Here is a 20,611-nt window from a genome sequence, read left to right as displayed (position 1 = left end):
CGGGCCCATCATACCGACGGGGGCTCCGTGCCTCCCCGCCCCTTCTTTCGCCCCACGGCCGCCCGCGGACCGTTTCTCCTCCACAACCCCTCGTTTTAGATGCTTCTCGTCAACACGCTGATCCTGATCTTCCTGATCCTGCTCAACGGCTTCTTCTCGATGTCGGAGCTGGCCCTCGTTTCGGCCAAGCGCTCCCGGCTCCAGCAGCTCGCCGACGAGGGCAGCAAGCGGGCGCGGACGGCGCTGCGCCTGACCGAGGACCCGACCGCCTTCCTGTCCACCGTCCAGGTCGGCATCACGCTCGTCGGCATCATCGCCGGCGCCTATGGCGGCTCGGTCTTCTCCGAGCCGCTCGCCGCCATCCTCGAGACGATGCCCGGCATCACGGCCGCCTCGGCCAACGCGCTGGCCTTCGCGATCGTCATCGTCGTCATCACCTATCTGTCGCTGATCTTCGGCGAGCTCGTGCCGAAGGGCTTCGCCCTGAAGCGCTCGGAGGCGATCGCCGTCTTCGTCGCGCCGGTGATGAGCGGCCTCGCCACGATCGGCGCCCCGGTCGTCTGGCTCCTCACCGTTTCCACCGTCGCGGTTTCCCGCCTCTTCGGCACCTCGACCGAGGAAAGCAACATGGTGACGGAAGAGGACGTGAAGGCGATGATCGCCGAGGGCACGCAGACCGGCGTCTTCGAGGAGAAGGAGCGCGAAATGCTGGAAGGCGTGCTGCGCATCGCCGACCGCAACGTGCGCTCCATCATGGTGCCGCGCCCCGATGCCGACTGGCTCGCCATGGGCGATTCGGCCGACACGATCCTCGACGAGATCCGCGAGGCCGGCCATTCGCGCTTCCCGGTGATGGGCGAGGATTCCGACGACATCGTCGGCGTCGTGCAAGCCAAGGACCTTCTGGAACAGGTGCGCAACAACGGCAGGGTCGACCTGTCGGCCGCGATCCGCGAACCGCTCTTCGTCAACGAGACGATGCCGGTCCTGAAGCTCTTGGAACGCTTCCGCTCGGCCAATCTCCATATGGCGATCGTCCTCGACGAATACGGCTCCTTCGAGGGTATCGTCACGCCGACCGATATTCTGGCCGCGATCGGCGGCTCGCTGCCGGAAGGCGAGAACGAGGACTATTCCATCGTCCAGCGCACCGACGGCTCCTGGCTGATCGATGCCGGCCTGCCGATCGACGCGGTGGAGCGCACGCTGGCGCCGCTGAAATTTCCGAAGGATCGCGACTACGAGACGCTGGCCGGCTTCATGCTGGACCGCTTCGGCCATATCCCGGATGTCGGGGAAAGCACCGACTGGGGCGACTGGCGGCTGGAGGTCGTGGATCTCGACGGGCGGCGCATCGACAAGATCCTCGCCGAGCGGCGGCGCGAGGCGGCGAACGAGGACGAGGACGGCGGCACGTCCTTCTGACGGCCGGGATTCCAGAGCCCGAAACTAAAACGGCCCGCCGGTGAGGACGGGCCGTTCAGATCATGTCGCTTTTGTCGGCATTCATCGTCCCCGCCGACGCTCCGCCGCCCGAAGGGCGAGCCGGAAGGTCGGGTCTTCCCGCCAATGCAGGGACAGGGCCTCGTGGACGTCGTCGCGCTTCAGGCCGATATCGGTCAGGAGATAGTCCGGCAGATCGGCGACGCGGTCGGCGGCGCGGCGGTTGCGGAACGTGCGGACCATCGCGCCGAGCGCGGCGGCGGCGAGCCTGAGATCGGGACGCGGCAGGCCGGACAGCACCTCGTCGGCGAAGGTTCTGGGAAACAGGGACACGGGGGCGGACTCCTCTCATCGGGCTTCGTCGGACAAGGCTCCGCCCTTCGCCGGAACGGGAGGGTTTCGGCGCCGTCAGCGGTCGGCTCGTCTCGATGATCCCAAGATAGGCCTCGGTGATTGATCAAACCAACGAATGTTGCTTATACTGTCCATCACCGTGGATGATGGATTGCCGCGATGCCGACGCCTCTCGATCTCGACCAGCTCCGCACCTTTCTCGCCATCGTCGACACGGGCAGCTTCACCCGCGCGGCGGAGGAAGTGTTCAAGACGCAGTCCGCCGTCTCCATGCAGATGCGCAAGCTGGAGGAGCGGCTCGACACGGCCCTGTTCGAGCGCACCGGGCGCAGCGTGAAGCTGACGCCGGACGGCGACCGCCTGCTCGGCTATGCCCGGAAGCTGATGAGCCTCAGCCTCGAAACGCTGACCGCCTTCGACGAGGACATGATCGAGGGCCATGTGCGGATCGGCCTGCCCGACGACTATGCCGAGCGCCTCCTGCCGGAGATCATGGCGCGCTTTTCCCGCTCCAATCCGCGCGTCGAATTGCAGATCGCCTGCGAGCCCTCGGTCAATCTGATGGAGCAGATCGACAAGGGCCAGCTCGACGTCGTGCTGGTCTGTCCGAGCAAGGCGGGCAATGCCGAGATCGTGCGGCGCGAGCCCCTGCATTTCGTCACCTCCGCCGCCCATTGCGTACACGAGGAGCCCATCCTGCCGCTCGCCATCGGCCGGGCCGACTGCATCTGGCGCAAGCAGTGCATCGAGGCCCTGCAAGGCATCGGCCGCGAGCACCGCGTCCTCTTCACCTCCTGGTCGGCGACGATCGTCGCCTCGGCGGTGCTGGCGGGCCTCGCCGTCAGCGTGCTGCCGGAATGCGCGCTGCGCTCCGGCATGCGCGTCCTCACCGAGGCGGACGGCTTTCCGACGCTGCGCGACGCCGAGATCGGCATGCTGCGCGGCAAGAATGCCGACCGGCCGGTGGTCGAGGCGCTGATCGCCCATATCCGCGAGAGCCTCCAGAACAATCTCGGGGCGCCGACGCTGATGGAGCCGTCGCTGCGGGCCGGCGAGGCGCGGGGCAAGGCGCAGCGCCAGCGCGGCGGCTTCGCGCTCGCCGGCTGGTGACGGGCTTGAGCGCTCTCGCCGATGCGGCGCCTTCCGGATCGAACGCCGCCGAATACACGGTTTCCGAACTCTCGGGCGCCCTGAAGCGCACGGTCGAGAGTGCCTTCGAGCATGTGCGGGTGCGCGGCGAGATTTCAGGCTATCGCGGCCCGCATTCCTCGGGCCACGCCTATTTCGCCCTGAAGGACGACAAGGCCCGGCTGGAAGCCGTCGTCTGGCGCACCGCCATGGCGAAGCTGCCCTTCAAGCCCGAGGAGGGGCTGGAGGTCATCGCCACCGGCAAGCTGACGACCTATCCCGGCTCCTCCAAATATCAGATCGTCATCGACCATCTGGAGCCGGCGGGCGCCGGGGCGCTGATGGCGCTTCTCGACGAACGGCGGCGCCGGCTGGAAGCGGAAGGCCTCTTCGCGGCGGAGCGTAAACGGCCCCTGCCCTTCCTGCCGCGCGTCGTCGGGGTCGTCACCTCGCCGACCGGCGCGGTGATCCGCGACATCCGCCACCGCATCGCCGACCGCTTTCCGTTGCATCTCCTCGTCTGGCCGGTGCGCGTCCAGGGCGAGACCTGCGGCGCCGAGGTCGCGGCGGCGATCGCCGGCTTCAACGCGCTGGAAGAGGGCGGGCCGATCCCGCGCCCGGATCTCCTCATCGTCGCGCGCGGCGGCGGCAGTCTCGAGGACCTCTGGGGCTTCAACGACGAGGCGGTGGTGCGCGCCGCGGCCGCTTCCGCCATTCCCCTGATCTCCGCCGTCGGCCACGAGACCGACTGGACGCTGATCGACCATGCCAGCGACCGCCGGGCGCCGACGCCGACCGGGGCGGCCGAGATGGCGGTGCCGGTGAAGGCCGAGCTCGAACTGATGCTCGCCAGCCTCAACGCGCGGCTCGGCACCGGCGTCTCGCGCCGGCTCGGCGACGGGCGGCGCTTGGTCGCCGGCCTCGCCCGGGCCATTCCCTCGATCGACATGCTGCTCGCCCTGCCGCGCCGGCGCCTGGACGACGCGTCGAGCCAGCTCGGCCGCTCGCTCCGCGTCGCGGTCGGCGAGAAGCGGCGGCTCTTCGGCGAGGCCGGCGGCCGGCTGGCGCCGCACCGGCTGGATGCGCTCCTGCGCGACAAGCGCAACGATCTGCGGCTCGGCGAAACGCGCAGCCGCCATGCGCTGGACGGTTTCCTGGCGCGGCGCCGGCAGCGCTTCGAGCGCGCCGTCTCCGACCTTCGGCCGCATGGCATCGCCACGCGCAGCCAGGAAGGGCGCATGAAGCTGGACGTGCTGGCCGACCGGCTGGAGCGGGCCTTCGCCCACGGCCATGCGCGCCGCGCCGATCGCCTCTCCGCCATCGCCCGCGTCGCGGCGAGCCTCGACTGGCGCCAAGTCCTGCAACGCGGTTATGCCATCGTGCGCGACCCGCAGGCGAAGGACGCGCCGATCACCAGCGCCGAGGCCCTGTCGCCCGGCATGGCCTTCGATCTGGAATTCGCCGACGGGCGGCGCAGCGCGCTGACGACGGCCGCGCCGCGCCCGAGCGTGGCCAAGTCGCCGCGCGGCAAGCGCGGCGCGGTCAAGGTCGATCAGGGCTCGCTGTTCTAGCCGCTCTTCTTATCCGGCGAGAAGAACGCGCAGCGCGCCCGCCGCCGCGCAGCCGACGAGCACGGGCACCACGCCCAGCTTGAAGCGGAACAGCGCGAGGCCGGCGGCGAGCGCCAGGAGCAGCGCCGCCGGATCGAGACTGCCCGGCACCGGCAGGTCGAGGGCGAAGGGTCCGAGCCGCGCGACGCGCAGCTCGCGGAACAGGACATGCAGCCCGAACCAGACGGCGAGATTGAGGATCACCCCGACGATGGCGGCGGTGATCGCGGCGAGCGCCGCCGCGAGCGCCCGGTTGCCGCGCAGCCGCTCGACGAAGGGCGCGCCGAGGAAGATCCAGAGAAAGCAGGGCGCGAAGGTGACCCAGGTGGTGAGCAGGCTGCCGAGGATTCCCGCGAGATAGGGGTTCAGCCCGCCCGGGTCGCGGAAGGCGGCCAGGAAGCCGACGAATTGCGTGACCATGATCAGCGGCCCCGGCGTCGTTTCGGCGAGGCCCAGCCCGTTCAGCATCTCGCCCGGCCGCAGCCAGCCGTAATGCTCCACCGCCTGCTGCGCGACATAGGCGAGGACGGCATAGGCGCCGCCGAAGCTGACCACCGCCATCTTGCTGAAGAAGAGGCCGATCGCGGTGAAGGTGTCGCCCGGGCCGAGAAGCGCCAGAAGCGCCGCCACCGGCAGGAGCCAGACGAGAAGGAGGATCGCGCCGAGCCGGAAGGCTTCGAGACTCCCGGCGCGCGCCTGCGCGATGTCCGGCCCGGCGGGTGCTTCCGCCCCGCCCGGCGCGAAGGCGGGATGGTCGAGGCGGCCGCCGAGCCAGCCGACCAGCGCGGCGCCGAAGACGATCGCCGGAAAGGGCACGTGCAGGAGAAAGATCGCGACGAAGGCGAAGGCGGCGATCGCCCGCATCGCGCCGTTCCGGAGCGCCCGCCGGCTGATCCGCTGCACCGCTTCGAGCACGACGGCGAGAACCGCCGCCTTCAGGCCGAAGAACAGCCCGGCGACGAGGCCGGCATCGCCATAGGCGACATAGACGAGCGAGAGGGCGAGGATCGAGACCGCGCCGGGCAGCACGAAGAGGATGCCGGCGGCCAGGCCGCCCTTCGTGCCGTGGAGCAGCCAGCCGATATAGGTCGCGAGCTGCTGCGCCTCGGGGCCGGGCAGGAGCATGCAGAAATTCAGCGCATGAAGGAAGCGCGCCTCGTCGATCCAGCGCTTCTCATCGACCAGGATGCGATGCATCAGCGCGATCTGCCCGGCCGGCCCGCCGAAGGACAGGCAGGCGATGCGGATCCAGACCCTGAGGGCCTCGCCGAAACCGACCGCCGCCGCCGGTGCTGGCGCCGGCGCTGGCGCGGTCGCCCCGGTCGAGATCGCTTTCCCTCGCATGGCGCCCTCTCCCCTGCCCGACGGCTTCCCGAATTCATTCTCGCGAATCGCCTCGAAGTTTAGGCTTTTCCTGCACCCGATCTCCATGCCCGCCCGCCATGTTGGCTCCGTCATCCGCAAGGAGGGTTGCCCCGTGGCCAAAGCGAAGACAGCCGAGCCGAAGCCGGAAGACGGCGGCGAGGCGAAGCCCGCCAGATCGCGCAAGAAGAAGGGCATCATCGCGGCCGCCGCCGCCCTCGTTCTGGCAGGCGGCGCCGGTGCCGGCGGCTATTTCGCCTTCGGCACCGCCTCTGAGGCAAGCCCCGCCCCCGAACATGCCGCCGCGAAGAAGGAGAACAAGGGCCCGCTCGCCGTCGCCGTGCTGACCGACGCCGCGCCCCTGCAACCGGCCGATTACGCGATCGTCTCCATCTTCGAGAACGAGGCGATCCTGGCGACCCGGCTGAAGCTCGTCCGCATCAAGGTCGGCTCGGTCGTGACGGGTCTCGGCACGATCACCGCCATCGAGGCGGGCGACAACGGCCTCGGCACCGTGACGGGCACCGACGCGACCCTGAAGGCCGGCTGATCCCGGCCCGTCCCGCTCTTGGATGCGGCGCCGCTTGGCGCTATGTTCCTAATCCGTTCCTGGTCGAGTCGGCCCCATCCGGCATCGAGCTGGCGCGCCGCGCGGCGGAACGGGAGGGACGAAGGGCTTGGGCGGACACCCGGCGATGATGCTGCGGGACGGTGAAAGCGCGATGGACGCGGCGCAGCGGCCCGGCAGTTTGCCGGCCGGCGGGATTGAAGCCGCGTCCGCTCCGGCGCGGCCGCGCAAGATCATCCATATCGACATGGATGCCTTCTTCGCCTCGGTGGAACAGCGCGACGATCCTTCGCTGCGCGGCAGGCCGGTGGCGGTGGGCGGCTCGTCGCAGCGCGGCGTCGTCGCGGCGGCGAGCTACGAGGCGCGGGTCTTCGGCGTGCGCTCCGCCATGCCCTCGGTGACCGCCAGACGCCGCTGCCCGGAACTCGTCTTCGTCAAGCCGCGCTTCGAGGTCTACAAGGCCGTCTCGGCCGAGATCCGGGCGATCTTTGCCGAACATACGCCGATCATCGAGCCTCTGTCGCTCGACGAGGCCTATCTCGACGTCACCGAAAATCTGCAGGACATCCCGTCCGCCACCGCCATCGCCGAGGCGATCCGCCAGCGCATCCGCGAGGTGACGGGCCTCACCGCCTCGGCCGGCGTCTCCTACAACAAGTTCCTGGCCAAGCTCGCCTCGGACCATCGCAAGCCCGACGGGCTCTTCGTCATTCCCCCGGCGATGGGCGCCGCCTTCGTGGAGGACCTGCCGGTCGGGCGCTTCCACGGCATCGGCCCGGCGACGGCCGCCAAGATGGAACGGCTCGGTCTCCAGACCGGCCGGGACCTGCGCGCGAAGTCCCTGCCCTTCCTGCAGGAGCGCTTCGGCAAGGCCGGGCCCTATTACTACTGGATCTCGCGCGGCATCGACGAGCGGCCGGTGCGGGCGAACCGCATCCGCAAGTCGGTCGGGGCGGAGAACACGTTCAGCGAGGATCTCTTCGCCTTTGAGGCGATGGCGAGCGCCCTCCAGCCGATCCTCGACAAGGTCTGGCGCCATTGCGAGACGAGCGGCCTTCGCGGCCGCACGGTGACGCTGAAGGTGAAGTTCGCCGATTTCCAGCAGATCACCCGCAGCCAGTCCGTGCCCCTCGCCGTCTCGAACCGGGCGGAACTCGAACGGCTCGGCCTCGGCCTGCTCCAGCCGCTGATGCCGGTGGCGAAGGGCGTCCGGCTGCTCGGCATCACCCTCTCGGCCCTCGCCGACGCGCAGGCGGAAACGCCCGCGCTGCAATTCAGCCTGCCTTTGTGAGGGACAGGGGAATCGATCGATGCCTCGCGGCATGAACACCGCAAGGTGCGGCGTCCGATGCCACGATAGTGCCAGAGCAACATAGACCCGAAACGAAAAGGGCCCCGCCGAAGCGAGGCCCTCATCTGTCACCGTACAAAGCTTGCTTCGCCATCTACGGAGGCCTGCCGATACCGACAGGACTTAAATCCGAGGTGCAACCTCGGGCCGGGCTTGAAGATAAGTTCTACCTGTCAGTGTGTCAAGCTCACCAACCGTCGAAGCCGAGAGCATGGGCGATGCAGGCACGGATCTCCGCCAGCTTATCCGCAGGCAGCACACGAGTATCGTAAACTCGCTGGCCCGATCCGTCCTTCCCTCGGGTGAGCAAGGCCAAGCGGTGGAAGGCGACCGTCTGCAGCATATCCGCCTTCACCCACATGCTCGGCGCATCGTAGGGGGCAGGCAAAGGCGGATCCAATACGAGTTCGCAGTTATAGGCACGCGGCTTGGCTGGCGCGGTGGTACTCAACGGGACGATCGTGCAGAGCTTGTCCCGGTCGGGGAGTTTAGGCGATACGACGATACAGGGCCGCCGCTTGACCATTTCCGGCGGGCGAAACCTTCGTTGAGGTCGACGCGGACGATGGCGCCCGGTTGCGGATGGTAGAGCAAAGCCATTTACAACCATTAGGCGATCAATATTTCTCGGAAAAGGTCTCCGCGAAGCCTTCTGAACGAGGCTTACTCGATGCTTCCCCCAGCCTCGGCACGCGCCAGCCCGACTTGCGAACGCGCCGATCCACCGATCAGACCCGACAAGCCGGCAGCATGCTGCTCACCGTTCGACCACCGAAACCGGCTTCGCCCTCGGTCGACCGATGTCATCTGAATGAATGGGAATGGTACGGTTGGGTGGGTTCGAACCACCGACCTTCGGAGCCACAATCCGACGCTCTAACCAGCTGAGCTACAACCGCATGCGGACATCAGTCCGTCTCCGGGGCTCGCAGTAATGCTTTTCGCGCCGCAAGGCAAGGCCGGCACGGCGTGGTGCCGGCCTCAATCCACGGCAAAGGCGGATCAGAGGTTCCGCGTCGCTTCCGTCGCGCGCTGGAAGGCCTCGCGGCCGGGCTTCAGCATGTCCTGCGCCAGCGACTGCGTCAGCGCCTGCATTTCCTTCACCTGGTCGGTCGCGGCTTCGATCTGCTGGCGGACATAGCTCGTCTGCAACTCGATGACCTCGGCAAAGGACTTGGCCGACATCAGCTTTTCCAGATGCGAGAAGCCGAGATCGGCGTTGCGGCGCATCGCGTCGATCGCCCGCTTGGAGATCTGCAGCGAGCCCTGATGCGCGTTTTCCATGGTCGATTCGAGCGTGCGGGTCGCGTCCTCGGCGGCGGATTTCATCCGGCCATAGGCCTCGCGCGACTGTTCCATCGACTTCTGCGTCATGTTGCGGAAGGTCTCGGTCATCTTGGCCGGGTCCATTCCGAGCGCGCTCTGGGCGTTGCGGAACGCGTCCTCGGCGGTGCGCTGCATGTCATCCATCGGGGTCTCATGATTCTGATCGGTATCCGACATGGTCTTCTCCCTTCGATAGCCTGCCTGCGACCGCCCGAATCGGCGCCGCCCCTTCTCGCCTCAGCAACGATACGCCATCCGACTTCGTTGCAGCCGGCGATTAACCTTTACCGTAACCATTTCGCGCCGACATGACAGACCTCCTGGCTTAGCCCTTTCCTCGCCGTTATTAATCGATTGTTAATGAACGCGGCTTGCGCGAGTCGCCGTGTTTTGGCGGTATGGTTTGATGAGTTCTGCGCCCGGATCGATTCTCCCCGAGCTTCTGGCGAGTGCCGAATCACGTTCGGCCCGGCATGGGCGCGCGTGGCTGCTGCTCGATGCCGGGCTGACGCGCATCCTTCTCGGCGACGCGGCGGGACGGCGCGCCTTCGGCCTCGGTGCCGACGGCGAAACGCTGCCCCCGCTCCTCGCGCGGCAATTGCGCTCCAGCGCCCGGCGCGTCGCCGAGGGCGGCGCTGTCTCCGTGCTCCTCAGCGTCGCGGCCGGCCGCAGCCTGCATCCCCTCGCGGCCATGCTGATCGGCCTTTCCGACGGCGAGACGCGGGCCGCGCTGCTGACGGCGCCTCTCGCCCCCGGCGACACGCAACCCGATCCCCGAGGCCGCCTCGCCGATCTCGGCCTCTCGGCCGCACCGGCGGCGCTCTTCGACGCGGGCGGCCGGATCGCGGCCGGCACGGGTCTCGCCGCGACCGCTCCCGCGGAAGACGAGGCGCTGGCCGGCGAGGCGCGCGCCCTCCTTGCCGAGGACGGCAGCGAGCGCCGCTTCGCAACCCAATCCAGCGATGTCCGGCTGCTGCGCATCGAGAACGATTTGGTTCTCGCCCTCTTCTCCGCACGGAGCGAGCGGCCGGCCGAAGTCCCGCCAGCGCCGCCCGGCGAGGCGAACCCTGAAATACCGGCGCAGCCGGCGGCGCCGAACATCGCCGCGATGGTGGAGCGCTGGCAGGGCCGGCGGGAGGGCGACGGTCCGGCCGATCCGGCCGATCCGGCCAGCGGCCTGAAGCAGCCCCTACGCTCGCTCTGGGGTGCGCCGGCATCCGTCGCTTCGGGCGACGCTCCTTCCGAGAACCGGCCCGCGACGCCGACGGAGGACCCGGAAGCGCCCCGCGCCCCGCAGGAACAGCCGACCGACCAGCCGCATGTCGTGACGCTGCCGGATCTGCCCGAGGACGCGGCGGAGGAGATCGAGGCGCCGCTCGTCGAGAACGAGGAGCGGCCGGAGGCCGAGGAACTCGTTCCGGGCACCGAGGAGCGATCCGTGCCGGCGCAGCCGACCGAGACGGCCGCCGCCGCCCCGCCCGCCGCCGCCCGGACGACGCCCTCCGGCTTCGTGCCGGACTTTTCCCGCGCGCCGATGCGCTTCGTCTGGCAGATCGATCGCGACGGCCGCTTCCGCTCGCTGTCGCCGGAATTCGCCGGCGTGGTCGGCCCGCGCGCCGCCGACGTCATCGGCCGCAGCTTCGTGGATGTCGCGACCGCCTTCGACCTCGATGCGAGCGGCGAGATCCGCCGCCTGCTCGACCGGCGCGACACCTGGTCGGGCCGGACGATCACCTGGCCGGTCGAAGGCACGGACCGGCGCGTGCCGATCGATCTCGCGGCTCTGCCGACCTATGCGCGCGACCGCAGCTTCGACGGCTTTCGCGGCTTCGGCATCCTGCGCGCCACCGATGCGGAAAAGGACCCGCAGGCCATCGGCCTCGCCCTCGCGATGGGCGATCCCTTCGCCGTCCGGCCGGGCGAGCCGGCGCCGCCCCCCGCCCCGCCCGTGATCGAGTCGCCGGCGACGGGGCTGACGCTGCGCAGCTTCGAGGCGGAGCTTCCCGGCGTGTCCTTCGGCCGGCGGCAGGCGCCGCCCGCCCCGGCGGATGCGGGCGAGCCGAAGGTGGTGCGTCTCGGCGAGCGCCGCCGGGCGCGCGAGGGCATGCTGTCCGAAACCGAGGAAGCCGCCTTCCGCGCCATCGGCGCCAAGCTTGGCGAGGATGCGGGCGCCGAGATTCCGCCCGCCTTGCGCATCGCCGATCCGTCACCGGATGCGGAAGCCGGCGCGGCAGCGCCCGAGGCGGGCGCCGCGCTGCGGCCCTCGGCGGACGAGACGAATATTCTCGGCGCGCTCGCGCTGCCGCTCCTGGTGCAGGGCCGGGACGAGATCGTCTATGCCAATGCCGCCTTCCTGGAGATGGCGGGCCATGCCGACATCGCCGCCCTCAATGCCGCCGGGGGTCTCGACGCGCTCTTCGCCGAGCGGCCGGAAGAGACCGAAGGCGCCGAGATGGCGTTGCGCCGGGCGGACGGCGCGACCGTGCCGGCTCGCGTGCGCATGCAGCGGATCAGCTTCGGCGGCCGCTCGTCCCTTCTCATGACCTTCGAGCCCGCGCCGCGTCCGGCCGAGGCTGAGGCCGAGGTCGAGGACCGGACGGAAGCCGAGGATCTGCGGCGGGGGATCGCCGAATTGCGCGCCGTGCTCGACATCGCGACGGACGGCGTCATCCTGGTCGATGCCGAGGCGCAGATCCGCACCGTCAACGGCTCGGCCCAGGCACTGTTCGGACAGGAGCCGGAGGCGATGGAGGGCAAGCCGCTCGCCAGCCTCTTCGCCGGGGATTCGCAACGCGCGGTGCAGGACTATCTGGAATCCCTGAAGGACAAGGGCATCGCCGCCGTCCTCAATGACGGGCGCGAGGTCACCGGCCGCGTCGCGCAGGGCGGGCTCATCCCGCTCTTCATCACGATCGGCCCCCTGTCGGAAGGGCGCGGCTGGTGCGTCGTCATCCGCGACATCGCCCATTGGAAGCGGGTGGAGGAGGATCTCGTCAATGCGAGGCGCGCGGCCGAAGCGGCGAGCCTGCACAAGAGCCGCTTCCTCGCCAATATCACGCATGAGCTGCGCACGCCGCTGAACGCCATCATCGGCTTCGCCGACGTCATGGCCTCGGAATGTTTCGGGCCGATCGGCAACGAGCGCTATCTGGAATATCTCGGCGACATCAAGCGCTCGGGCCATCACGTGCTCGATCTCGTCAACGACCTGCTCGACATTTCCAAGATCGAGGCGGGCAAGATGGAGCTGACCTTCGAGCCCGTCTCGCTGAACGAGGTGCTGGCCGAGGTCGTCTCGGTGATGCAGCCGCAGGCCAATCGCGAGCGGGTGATCGTGCGCTCCAACCTGCCGCCCTCCGTGCCGCAGGTGGTGGCCGACCGCCGCACCATCCGGCAGATCGCACTGAATCTCCTCTCCAATTCGGTACGCTTCACCCCGGCCGGCGGCCAGATCATCGCCTCCACCGCCTATACGGCGGAGGGCGACGTGCTGCTGCGGGTGCGTGACAGCGGCATCGGCATGACGGAGCGCGAGATCGAGATCGCCCTGACGCCGTTCCAGCAGGTGCATCAGCCGGGCGAGGAGCGCGGCCAGGGCACCGGCCTCGGCCTGCCGCTGACCAAGGCCATGGCCGAGGCGAACCGGGCGAGGTTCACCATCCGCTCGACCCCCGGCGAAGGCACGCTGGTGGAGATCGCCTTCCCGGCGCAGCGCGTTTTGGTGGACTGATACCGACGCGCCCTTGAATTGACCTGTTTCGTGGGCCTTGGACGTCGTCCGGGAAGGAGCGGTGCGCCGGGCGTGCCGGGGGCATGGCCAAGCTCCGCGACGCACTCCGGACGGCGTCCAAGGCCCACCCGAAGGGCCGGGCCTCCTCCGCCGTGGAGCGTCGTCGGGCTCAGGTCGTGGCCGAAAGGCCACTCCCGTCGCCCTCCTTGTCCACGACGAAGGCCGCTCCGGCGAAACAGGTCAATTCAAGGGCGCGTCGGTATGAGCCAGGGTCCGGCCGGAACGGGCGCCCGCGCCCGTTCCCTTCCGTCGCTTCAATCCTTCAGTTCGGCCCGGTCGGCGAAATGGTCGAGCGCTTCCGGATTGGCGAGCGCCTCCTTGTTCTTCACCGGGCGGCCATGGATCACCTCGCGCACCGCGAGCTCGACGATCTTGCCGGACTTGGTGCGCGGGATGTCCGGCACGGCCAGCACCTTGGCCGGCACATGGCGCGGCGAGGTGTTGCGCCGGATCTCGTCCCGGATGCGCCGCGTCAGCGCCTCGTCCAGATCGAAGCCCGGCTTCGGGCGCACGAAGAGCACCACCCGCACGTCGCCGTCGAAATCCTGACCGACGCAGATCGCCTCGGCGATCTCGGGCAGGGATTCCACCACGTTGTAGATCTCCGCCGTGCCGATGCGCACGCCTTGCGGATTCAGCGTCGCGTCCGAGCGGCCATGGATGACGATGCCGTCATGCCCGGTCCATTCGGCGAAATCGCCATGGCACCAGACATTCGGGAAGCGCTCGAAATAGGCGGCGCGATAGCGCTCGCCGCCGGGATCGTTCCAGAAGGCGACGGGCATCGAGGGGAAGGCCCTGGTGCAGACCAGATCGCCCTTCTCGCCGCGCACCGGCCGGCCGTCGTCGTCGTAGACGTCCACCGCCATGCCGAGCCCCGCCCCCTGGATCTCACCCTCGTGGACCGGCAGCCAGGGCACGCCCAGCACGAAGCAGGAGACGATGTCGGTGCCGCCGGAGATCGAGGCGAGATGCACGTCGCGCTTGATGCCGTCATAGACGAAGTCGAAGCCCTCCGGCGACAGCGGCGAGCCGGTGGAGGTGATGGTCTCGATCGCGGAGAGGTCATGCGTCTCGATCGGCCGCAGCCCTTCCTTGCGCACCGCGTCGATGAACTTCGCCGAGGTGCCGAACAGCGTCGCCCGTTCGGCCGCGAGATAGTCGAACAGGACATTGCCGTTCGGATGGAAGGGCGAGCCGTCGTAGAGGAGGAGCGTCGCGCCGGAGCCGAGCGCGAAGGCCAGCCAGTTCCACATCATCCAGCCGCAGGTGGTGAAGTAGAAGACGCGGGCGCCGGGCGTGATGCCGCAATGGAGCCGGTGCTCCTTCATCAGCTGCAGGAGCGCGCCGCCGGCGGAATGGACGATGCATTTCGGCACGCCCGTCGTGCCGGAGGAATAGAGAATGAAGAGCGGATGGGCGAAGGGCAGCGGCTCGCAGCGGAGCGGCGCCGGCGCGAAGGGGGCGAGGAAGGCGTCGAGCGTCGCGCCGTTCCAGGTTCCCGCCGCCACCGCCTCCGCCTCGCCGATCAGGGGCACGATCACCGTGCGCTCCGGCTTCAGCGCCCGCGAGATCGGCCCGAGCTTGTCGGCGACGCGGATCACCTTGCCGGCATAGTGATAGCCGTCGCAGGCGAAGAACAGCTTCGGCTCGATCTGCCCGAACCGGTCCAGCACGCCGCGCTCGCCGAAATCCGGCGAGCATGAGGAGAAGATCGCGCCAAGCGAGGCGCAGGCGAGCATCAGCGCCACCGCCTCCGGCATGTTGGGCAGCATGGCCGCGACGCGGTCGCCGGAGGCGACACCCGCCGCCGCGAGGCCCTGCGCCAGGCGCGAGACCAGGGCCTTCAATTCGTCGCCCGACAGGCGCCGCTCGACCTTGTCCTCGCTGCGGAAGACGATCGCCTCCTCCGGCCCGCAACGGCGCAGGAGCGTCTCGGCGACGTTCAGCCGCGCCTCCGGGAAAAAGCGGGCGTCGCGCATGTCGCCTTCGTCGCGAAGGGCCGCCCCGCCCTTCGCCCCGACCACCTCGCAGAAATCCCAGACATGCGACCAGAAGGCGTCGCGATCCTCGATCGACCAGGCATGGAGCGCGGCATAATCGGCAAGCTCGCGCCCCGTCGCGGCGCGAGCGGCCTCGGCGAAGCGCGTCAGCGGCTGCCGGGCGATCCTCGCCGGCGAAGGAGTCCAAAGCACGCGCCCATTCATGACACCGCTCCCCGTTGCGTCCTTCCCTGGTGGCACGAGCCGGCGACGCGATCAATCGCGCCGAGCGGCGCTTCAGGGCGCTCGGCGCGCCGCCGCTCAAGGCAGAGGCAACCCCTTGCCACGATGATGCCGAAGAATGCGGCGATCGAAGCCGCCCGACCGCCGAGAGTTCCCGCATCCATGTCCAAAGCCGCCCTCCTCGTGCTCGCCGCCGCGACGCTCGCCGCCGTTCCCGCCGGGGCCGAGGACGTGTCCGCCCCGAAGACGAAGGCGGGCGCGGTTCAGCCGGCGGCCGGCGAATGCGCCGCGCGCTACGGCGCCGCGCTGAAGCGAATCGGCGCCGAGGATCTCGGGCCGATCGTGGCCGCCGCGAAGGCGGCGCCCGCCGGAGCGGCGCCGGCCCCGGAGCCCCAGATCGGCGATCCGTCGCTGCCGGGCACGCTGCTCTTCGTCGCGCAGCCGCGCCCGCGCTCGCCGGCCGAGATCGGCGCGCTCACCGCCGCCGTCGCCCTGGCGCGCAGCAAGGGCCGCTCCGCCGCCGTCGTGACGAGCGACAAGGGGCCGATCGCCGCGCGGCTGCGGGAGGATCTCTCCGACTACCTGAACCAGAAACCGACGCCCTATCTCTGCAGCGGCGTCGCCGATTATCTGCGCACCCTGCGCAGCTTCGCCGCCAAGCTCGGCCCGGCGCCCGACCAGCGCGCCCGCTGGATCGCGACGCAGCAAAAATCCGCCGAGCGAGCCCTCGTCGCCGCCGCCGAGGCGATCCGGCGCGGCAAGCCGGTCGTCACCGGCTCGATCGCCCCGGCGGCGCCCGTGCCGCCGCCCGGCGCCGAGGCCGCGCCGCCGACCGCCGCGCCCGTCGCGACCAACGCCGCCGCCGCCAATCCGGCCCCGGCCGATGTCCCGCCGCCGCTGCCGGCGCAGCTCGCCGGGCCGGGCGACATGCTCGCCGCCGTGGACGGCCTTGTCGCGCAGGCGCGCGCCGCCCATCTCGTGGTCGAACAGGACGCGCCGGCGGCCCAGCCGGCCCCCGCCCCGATCGATCCGGCCGCCCATCCGGTCCTGGCGAAGCTCGCGAGCGTCAAGCCCTATGTCGTCTCGGCCCGGCCGCTGATCCAGGACCAGCCGGCGCGGCTGAAGGTGCTGGCCGCCTTCGCCGATCTGGAAATGCTCACCTATCTCCTGGAGGCGAAGGAGCCGGCCGCCGATCCGGTCGCGACGGCGCTGCACCGGACGCTGGACGACATCGAGACCGCCCACGCCGCCGAATGCACCTGCGCCCCGTAAGGGGCGAGGCGGGATCCTATTCGGTCGCGGCGGCGGCCGCGGCCATGCGCTCGTCGCGCTCGCGGCGCATCACCTGCCGCTTGCTGGCGATCCCCGAGATCACGACGCCGACCGAGACGACGGCAATCAGGATCGTGCAGACGGCGTTGATCTCCGGCGTCACGCCGAGCCGCACCTGGCTGTAGATGCGCATCGGCAGGGTCGTGGCGCCGGGTCCCGTGGTGAAGGACGAGATCACCAGATCGTCGATCGACAGGGTGAAGGCGAGGAGCCAGCCGGAGGCGACCGCCGTCCAGATCAGCGGCAGGGTGATGACGAAGAAGGTCTTCCAGGGCGGGCAGCCGAGATCCTGCGCCGCTTCCTCGATGCGCCGGTCCATGGAGACGAGGCGCGACTGCACCACCACCGCGACGAAGCACATGGTCAGCGTCACATGGGCGATGGTCAGGGTCCAGAAGCCGCGATCGAAGCCCAGGGCGACGAAGAGCAGCAGCAGCGACAGGCCGGTGATCACTTCCGGCATGACGAGCGGCGCCGAGATGAAGCCGGAAAAGACCAGCCGGCCCGGAAAGCGCGCGAAGCGGACCAGCGCCATCGCGGCGAGCGTGCCGAGCACCGTCGCCAGCGTCGCGGACAGGAGACCGACGCGGATCGTCACCCAGGCGGCCTCCAGCATCTGGGTATTGTGCCAGAGCGCGACATACCATTGCGTCGAGAAGCCGCCCCAGACGGTGACGAGCCGCGAGGCGTTGAAGGAATAGATCACCAGGATCACGATCGGCACGTAGAGAAAGGCGAAGCCGAGCGCGACGCAGGCGATGTTGAAGGGGCTCCAGGATCGGTTCATCGCTCGACCTTCGCCTGGGACCGCTGGAAGAAGACGATCGGGATCACCAGCACCAGGAGCAGGATCACCGCCACCGCCGAGGCGACCGGCCAGTCGCGATTGTTGAAGAACTCGTCCCAGAGCGTCTTGCCGATCATCAGCGTGTCGGAGCCGCCGAGGAGATCGGGAATGACGAATTCGCCGACCGCCGGAATGAAGACGAGGAAGGTGCCCGCGAGGACGCCGGGCAGCGAAAGCGGCAGCGTGATCCGCCAGAAGGCCTTGGCCGGCGGGCAGCCGAGATCGTTCGCCGCCTCGATCAGCCGGTGGTCCATGCGCTCCAGGCTCGAATAGATCGGCAGCACCATGAAGGGCAGATAGGAATAGACGATGCCGATATAGACGGCGACTTCCGTGTTGAGGATCGAGAGCGGCTCGTGGATCAGCCCCGTCCAGAGCAGGAACTGGTTGAGGAGGCCCTCGTTCTTCAGGATGCCGATCCAGGCATAGACGCGGATGAGGAAGCTCGTCCAGAAGGGCAGGATCGTCAGCATCAGGAGCACGGGCCGCAGGCCGGCCGGCGCCTTCGCCATGCCGTAGGCGAAGGGATAGCCGACGAGAAGGGCCAGCGCCGTCGAGGTCGCGGCGATCCGCAGGCTCGACAGATAGGCGTCGATATAGAGCGGGTCGCCGAAGAGGAAGCCGTAATTGTCGGGGACGAATTCCTTCACGCCCGCGAGGACGGAGGCGAGATCGAAATCGAAGACCGGCAGATAGGGCGGCTGGGCGATCGTCGTCGTCGAGAGCGAGATCTTGAGGACGATCAGGAAGGGCACGAAGAAGAAGACGAGGAGCCAGAGATAGGGCACCCCGACGACCACGCTCTTGTAGAGCCGCCCGCCATGGGCGGATTGGGAACGCTCCTCCGCCATGGCCGTCAGTCCACCAGCACGACGCCGGCATCCGGCGCGAAGGAGAGCCAGACCGCCTCGTCCCAGGTGAGCGGCGCCTCGATGCCGCGCGCCGCGTTGATGACGGTGGCGCGCATGAGCTCGCCCGTCCTCAGCTTCACGACATAGAGCGTCACGTCGCCGAGATAGGCGATGTCGTAGATCTCGCCCTCGAAGGCATTGACGGCGCCGGCGGGCCGGTCGCGGCCGATCCGCATCTTTTCCGGGCGGATCGCGATGCCGGCCTTGGCGCCGGGCTTCAGGGCGAGCGGCGTTTCCACCTCGATCGCGCCGCCGGGACCGGCGAGGCGCAGCCGGCCGTCGCTCCGGCTCTCGACCGTGGCGTCGAGAATGTTCACGTTGCCGATGAAGTCGGCGACATAGCGGCTGACCGGCGCCTCGTAGATCACGGCCGGCGTCGCGACCTGGGCGATCCGCCCCTCGCGCATCAGGGCGATGCGGTCGGCCATCACCATCGCCTCCTCCTGGTCGTGCGTCACGATCACGAAGGTGAGGCCGAGTTCGAATTGCAGGTCCATCAGCTCGAACTGCGTTTCCTCGCGCAGCTTCTTGTCGAGCGCGCCGAGCGGCTCGTCGAGGAGGAGCACCTTCGGCCGCTTGGCCAGCGAGCGGGCGAGCGCCACGCGCTGCTGCTGGCCGCCGGAAAGCTGCTGCGGCTTGCGCTTGGCGAAGGGCGTCAGCTTCACGAGCTTCAGCATCTCGGCGACGCGGTCGGCGATCTCGGACTTCGCCATCCCGTCCTGCTTGAGACCGAAGGCGACGTTCTTCTCGACGCTCATATGCGGAAAGAGCGCGTAGGACTGGAACATCATGTTCACCGGCCGCTTGTGCGGCGGCACGCCGACGAGGCTCTGGCCCTCGAGGCGCAGGTCGCCGCTCGTCGGCTCCTCGAAGCCGGCCAGCATGCGCAGGAGCGTGGACTTGCCGCAGCCCGACGGCCCGAGCAGCGCGAAGAACTCGCGGCGGTAGATGCCGAGCGACAGGTCGTCCACCGCCGTGAAGGTGCCGAAGCGCTTGGTGACGCCGGCCACCTCGATGAGCGGCCTTTCGGCGGGATCGTTCCAGGGCTCGAACTGACGGCGGATATTGCCGAGGGACTTGACTTGAGCTTGGACGGCCATCGACGGCTTTCGCGGACAAGGCGGAACGGGCATGATCGTCCCGGCCGCCGACCCTGCGGCGACCGGGCGGACGGCGGAAGAACGCGGCTCAGCGGCCGGTCTTCACCGTGGTGAAGGCGCGGGTGACGAGGCGCTGCGTCTTGGCGTCGTAGGCCTGCTTGGTGAAGAGGTTCTTCAGCGTCGCCTCGTCGGGATAGACCGACTTATCCTCGAGGATCGCCTTGTCGACGAATTCCTGCGAGGCCTTGTTGCCATTGGCGTAATGGACGAAGTTCGAGGCCTTCGCGATCACGTCCGGCCGCATCATGTAGTTGATGAAGGTCAGCGCGTTGTCGACATGCGGCGCGTCGGAGGGAATGGCGAACTGGTCGAAGAAGAGCAGCGCCCCCTCCTTCGGGATCGAATAGGCGATCTCGACGCCCTGCTTGGCCTCCTCGGCGCGGTTCTTGGCCTGGAGCACGTCGCCCGAGAAGCCGACCGCGACGCAGATGTCGCCATTGGCGAGGCCGTTGACATATTCGGAGGAGTGGAACTTGCGGATATAGGGCCGCACCTTCACCAGAAGCTCCTCGGCCTTCTTGAAGTCCTCCGGGCTCTTGGTATTCGGATCGAGCCCGAGATAGCGCAGGGCCGCCGTGATCACCTCGTAGCCGGAATCCAGCATGTCGATGCCGCATTTCGACAGCGGCTCGGCATTCTTCGGATCGAAGACCAGCGCCCAGGAATCGACCGGCGCGTTCGGCAGGAGCTCGGCCACCTTCTTCTTGTTGTAGCCGATGCCGGTCGTGCCCCACATGTAGTTAACCGAATAGGCATTGTCCGGGTCGTAGGCGGCGACCTTCTTCTGCACGAAGTCCCACATATTCGGAAGGTTCGTCAGCTTCGACTTATCGAGCTTCTGGAAGACGCCGGCCTGGATCTGGCGCGACATGAAGTCCGCCGAGGGCACGACGATATCGTAGCCGGTGCCGCCGGCCAGAAGCTTGGTCTCCAGGATCTCGTTGGAATCATAGGTGTCGTAGACGACGTCGATGCCGGTCTCCTTCTTGAAGTCCTCCAGGATCGACGGCTCGATATAGTCCGACCAGTTGAAGATGCGCAGGACCTTCTCCTGCGCGGATGCCGCAAGCGTCGACATTGCGAGCGCGAAAGCCGCGGCGCTGACCAGAAGGCGTTTGTGCATGAGAGTTCCGATGTTTCGACTCGGGTCGTCCCCTTCGGGGTTCGCCTCACTATTCAGCATTCGAACGGAACTGCCTAGCCC

The 20,611-nt window shown here is 68.8% G+C and carries 16 protein-coding genes and 1 tRNA gene; 7 read left to right on the top strand and 10 right to left on the bottom strand.

Features of this window, described 5'->3' with window-relative positions; genetic code table 11:
• Nucleotides 1-99 precede the first annotated feature (99 nt).
• Nucleotides 100-1,425, top strand: coding sequence for a hemolysin family protein (locus tag IEY14_RS07700; protein ID WP_188907632.1), 1,326 nt, complete (start codon nt 100-102; stop codon nt 1,423-1,425).
• A gap of 81 nt (nt 1,426-1,506) precedes the next feature.
• Here the strand turns inward: IEY14_RS07700 and IEY14_RS07695 are convergent, their stop codons facing one another.
• The gene (locus tag IEY14_RS07695) at nt 1,507-1,776 is read right to left on the bottom strand and encodes a YjiS-like domain-containing protein (protein WP_244639384.1); all 270 of its coding nucleotides are present in this window, start codon (nt 1,774-1,776) and stop codon (nt 1,507-1,509) included.
• A gap of 180 nt (nt 1,777-1,956) precedes the next feature.
• Between IEY14_RS07695 and IEY14_RS07690 the strand changes: the two genes are divergently transcribed.
• On the top strand, nt 1,957-2,907 hold the full coding sequence (locus IEY14_RS07690; protein WP_188907631.1) for a LysR family transcriptional regulator: 951 nt from the start codon (nt 1,957-1,959) through the stop codon (nt 2,905-2,907).
• Between the two features lie 5 nt (nt 2,908-2,912).
• A complete protein-coding gene (xseA, locus tag IEY14_RS07685) occupies nt 2,913-4,496 on the top strand; it encodes an exodeoxyribonuclease VII large subunit (protein ID WP_188907630.1) in 1,584 nt (527 codons plus the stop codon).
• Nucleotides 4,497-4,505: 9 nt separating this feature from the next.
• On the opposite strand, the gene chrA is transcribed toward xseA, so the two are convergent.
• Nucleotides 4,506-5,879, bottom strand: a complete 1,374-nt coding sequence (gene chrA, locus IEY14_RS07680; RefSeq protein ID WP_188907629.1) for a chromate efflux transporter — start codon at nt 5,877-5,879, stop codon at nt 4,506-4,508.
• Nucleotides 5,880-6,012: 133 nt separating this feature from the next.
• On the opposite strand from chrA, the gene IEY14_RS07675 reads away from it, so the two are divergent.
• On the top strand, nt 6,013-6,447 hold the full coding sequence (locus IEY14_RS07675) for a hypothetical protein (RefSeq protein ID WP_188907628.1): 435 nt from the start codon (nt 6,013-6,015) through the stop codon (nt 6,445-6,447).
• Nucleotides 6,448-6,619: 172 nt separating this feature from the next.
• Nucleotides 6,620-7,756 (top strand): DNA polymerase IV, encoded by a 1,137-nt coding sequence (gene dinB / locus IEY14_RS07670; protein WP_188908104.1) that lies wholly within the window; start codon nt 6,620-6,622, stop codon nt 7,754-7,756.
• A gap of 247 nt (nt 7,757-8,003) precedes the next feature.
• Here dinB and IEY14_RS07665 read toward each other — a convergent pair whose 3' ends face one another.
• The 3 genes from IEY14_RS07665 to IEY14_RS07655 all read right to left on the bottom strand — a co-directional run bounded on the left by IEY14_RS07665 (nt 8,004) and on the right by IEY14_RS07655 (nt 9,319).
• A complete protein-coding gene (locus IEY14_RS07665) occupies nt 8,004-8,342 on the bottom strand; it encodes a type II toxin-antitoxin system PemK/MazF family toxin (RefSeq protein WP_210318308.1) in 339 nt (112 codons plus the stop codon).
• Between the two features lie 296 nt (nt 8,343-8,638).
• Nucleotides 8,639-8,715: transfer RNA gene (locus tag IEY14_RS07660), tRNA-His, on the bottom strand.
• Between the two features lie 103 nt (nt 8,716-8,818).
• Nucleotides 8,819-9,319, bottom strand: coding sequence for a phasin (locus IEY14_RS07655; RefSeq protein WP_244639383.1), 501 nt, complete (start codon nt 9,317-9,319; stop codon nt 8,819-8,821).
• A 229-nt stretch (nt 9,320-9,548) separates the two neighbouring features.
• On the opposite strand from IEY14_RS07655, the gene IEY14_RS07650 reads away from it, so the two are divergent.
• Complete coding sequence (locus IEY14_RS07650) at nt 9,549-12,872, top strand: PAS domain S-box protein (protein WP_188907627.1); 3,324 nt, start codon at nt 9,549-9,551, stop codon at nt 12,870-12,872.
• A 314-nt stretch (nt 12,873-13,186) separates the two neighbouring features.
• Here the strand turns inward: IEY14_RS07650 and IEY14_RS07645 are convergent, their stop codons facing one another.
• The gene (locus tag IEY14_RS07645) at nt 13,187-15,139 is read right to left on the bottom strand and encodes an acetoacetate--CoA ligase (protein ID WP_188907626.1); all 1,953 of its coding nucleotides are present in this window, start codon (nt 15,137-15,139) and stop codon (nt 13,187-13,189) included.
• Between the two features lie 180 nt (nt 15,140-15,319).
• Between IEY14_RS07645 and IEY14_RS07640 the strand changes: the two genes are divergently transcribed.
• Nucleotides 15,320-16,429, top strand: coding sequence for a hypothetical protein (locus tag IEY14_RS07640; protein WP_188907625.1), 1,110 nt, complete (start codon nt 15,320-15,322; stop codon nt 16,427-16,429).
• Nucleotides 16,430-16,445: 16 nt separating this feature from the next.
• Here the strand turns inward: IEY14_RS07640 and IEY14_RS07635 are convergent, their stop codons facing one another.
• From IEY14_RS07635 to IEY14_RS07620, 4 genes are all read right to left on the bottom strand, one after another.
• On the bottom strand, nt 16,446-17,276 hold the full coding sequence (locus IEY14_RS07635; RefSeq protein WP_188907624.1) for an ABC transporter permease: 831 nt from the start codon (nt 17,274-17,276) through the stop codon (nt 16,446-16,448).
• Complete coding sequence (locus tag IEY14_RS07630) at nt 17,273-18,187, bottom strand: ABC transporter permease subunit (protein ID WP_188907623.1); 915 nt, start codon at nt 18,185-18,187, stop codon at nt 17,273-17,275. The genes IEY14_RS07635 and IEY14_RS07630 overlap by 4 nt, the downstream gene beginning before the upstream one ends.
• A 5-nt stretch (nt 18,188-18,192) precedes the next feature.
• A complete protein-coding gene (locus tag IEY14_RS07625) occupies nt 18,193-19,347 on the bottom strand; it encodes an ABC transporter ATP-binding protein (protein WP_188907622.1) in 1,155 nt (384 codons plus the stop codon).
• Between the two features lie 88 nt (nt 19,348-19,435).
• Nucleotides 19,436-20,530 carry a polyamine ABC transporter substrate-binding protein gene (locus IEY14_RS07620; RefSeq protein ID WP_188907621.1) on the bottom strand — a complete coding sequence of 365 codons (1,095 nt, stop codon included), beginning with the start codon at nt 20,528-20,530 and terminating at the stop codon, nt 19,436-19,438.
• Nucleotides 20,531-20,611 lie beyond the last annotated feature (81 nt).

Origin of the sequence: Aureimonas endophytica, assembly GCF_014642635.1 — a bacterium.
Lineage (GTDB): Bacteria > Pseudomonadota > Alphaproteobacteria > Rhizobiales > Rhizobiaceae > Plantimonas > Plantimonas endophytica.
The sequence above is the reverse complement of the archived record's forward strand: the minus strand, read 5'-3'. Positions and strand labels throughout refer to the sequence as shown.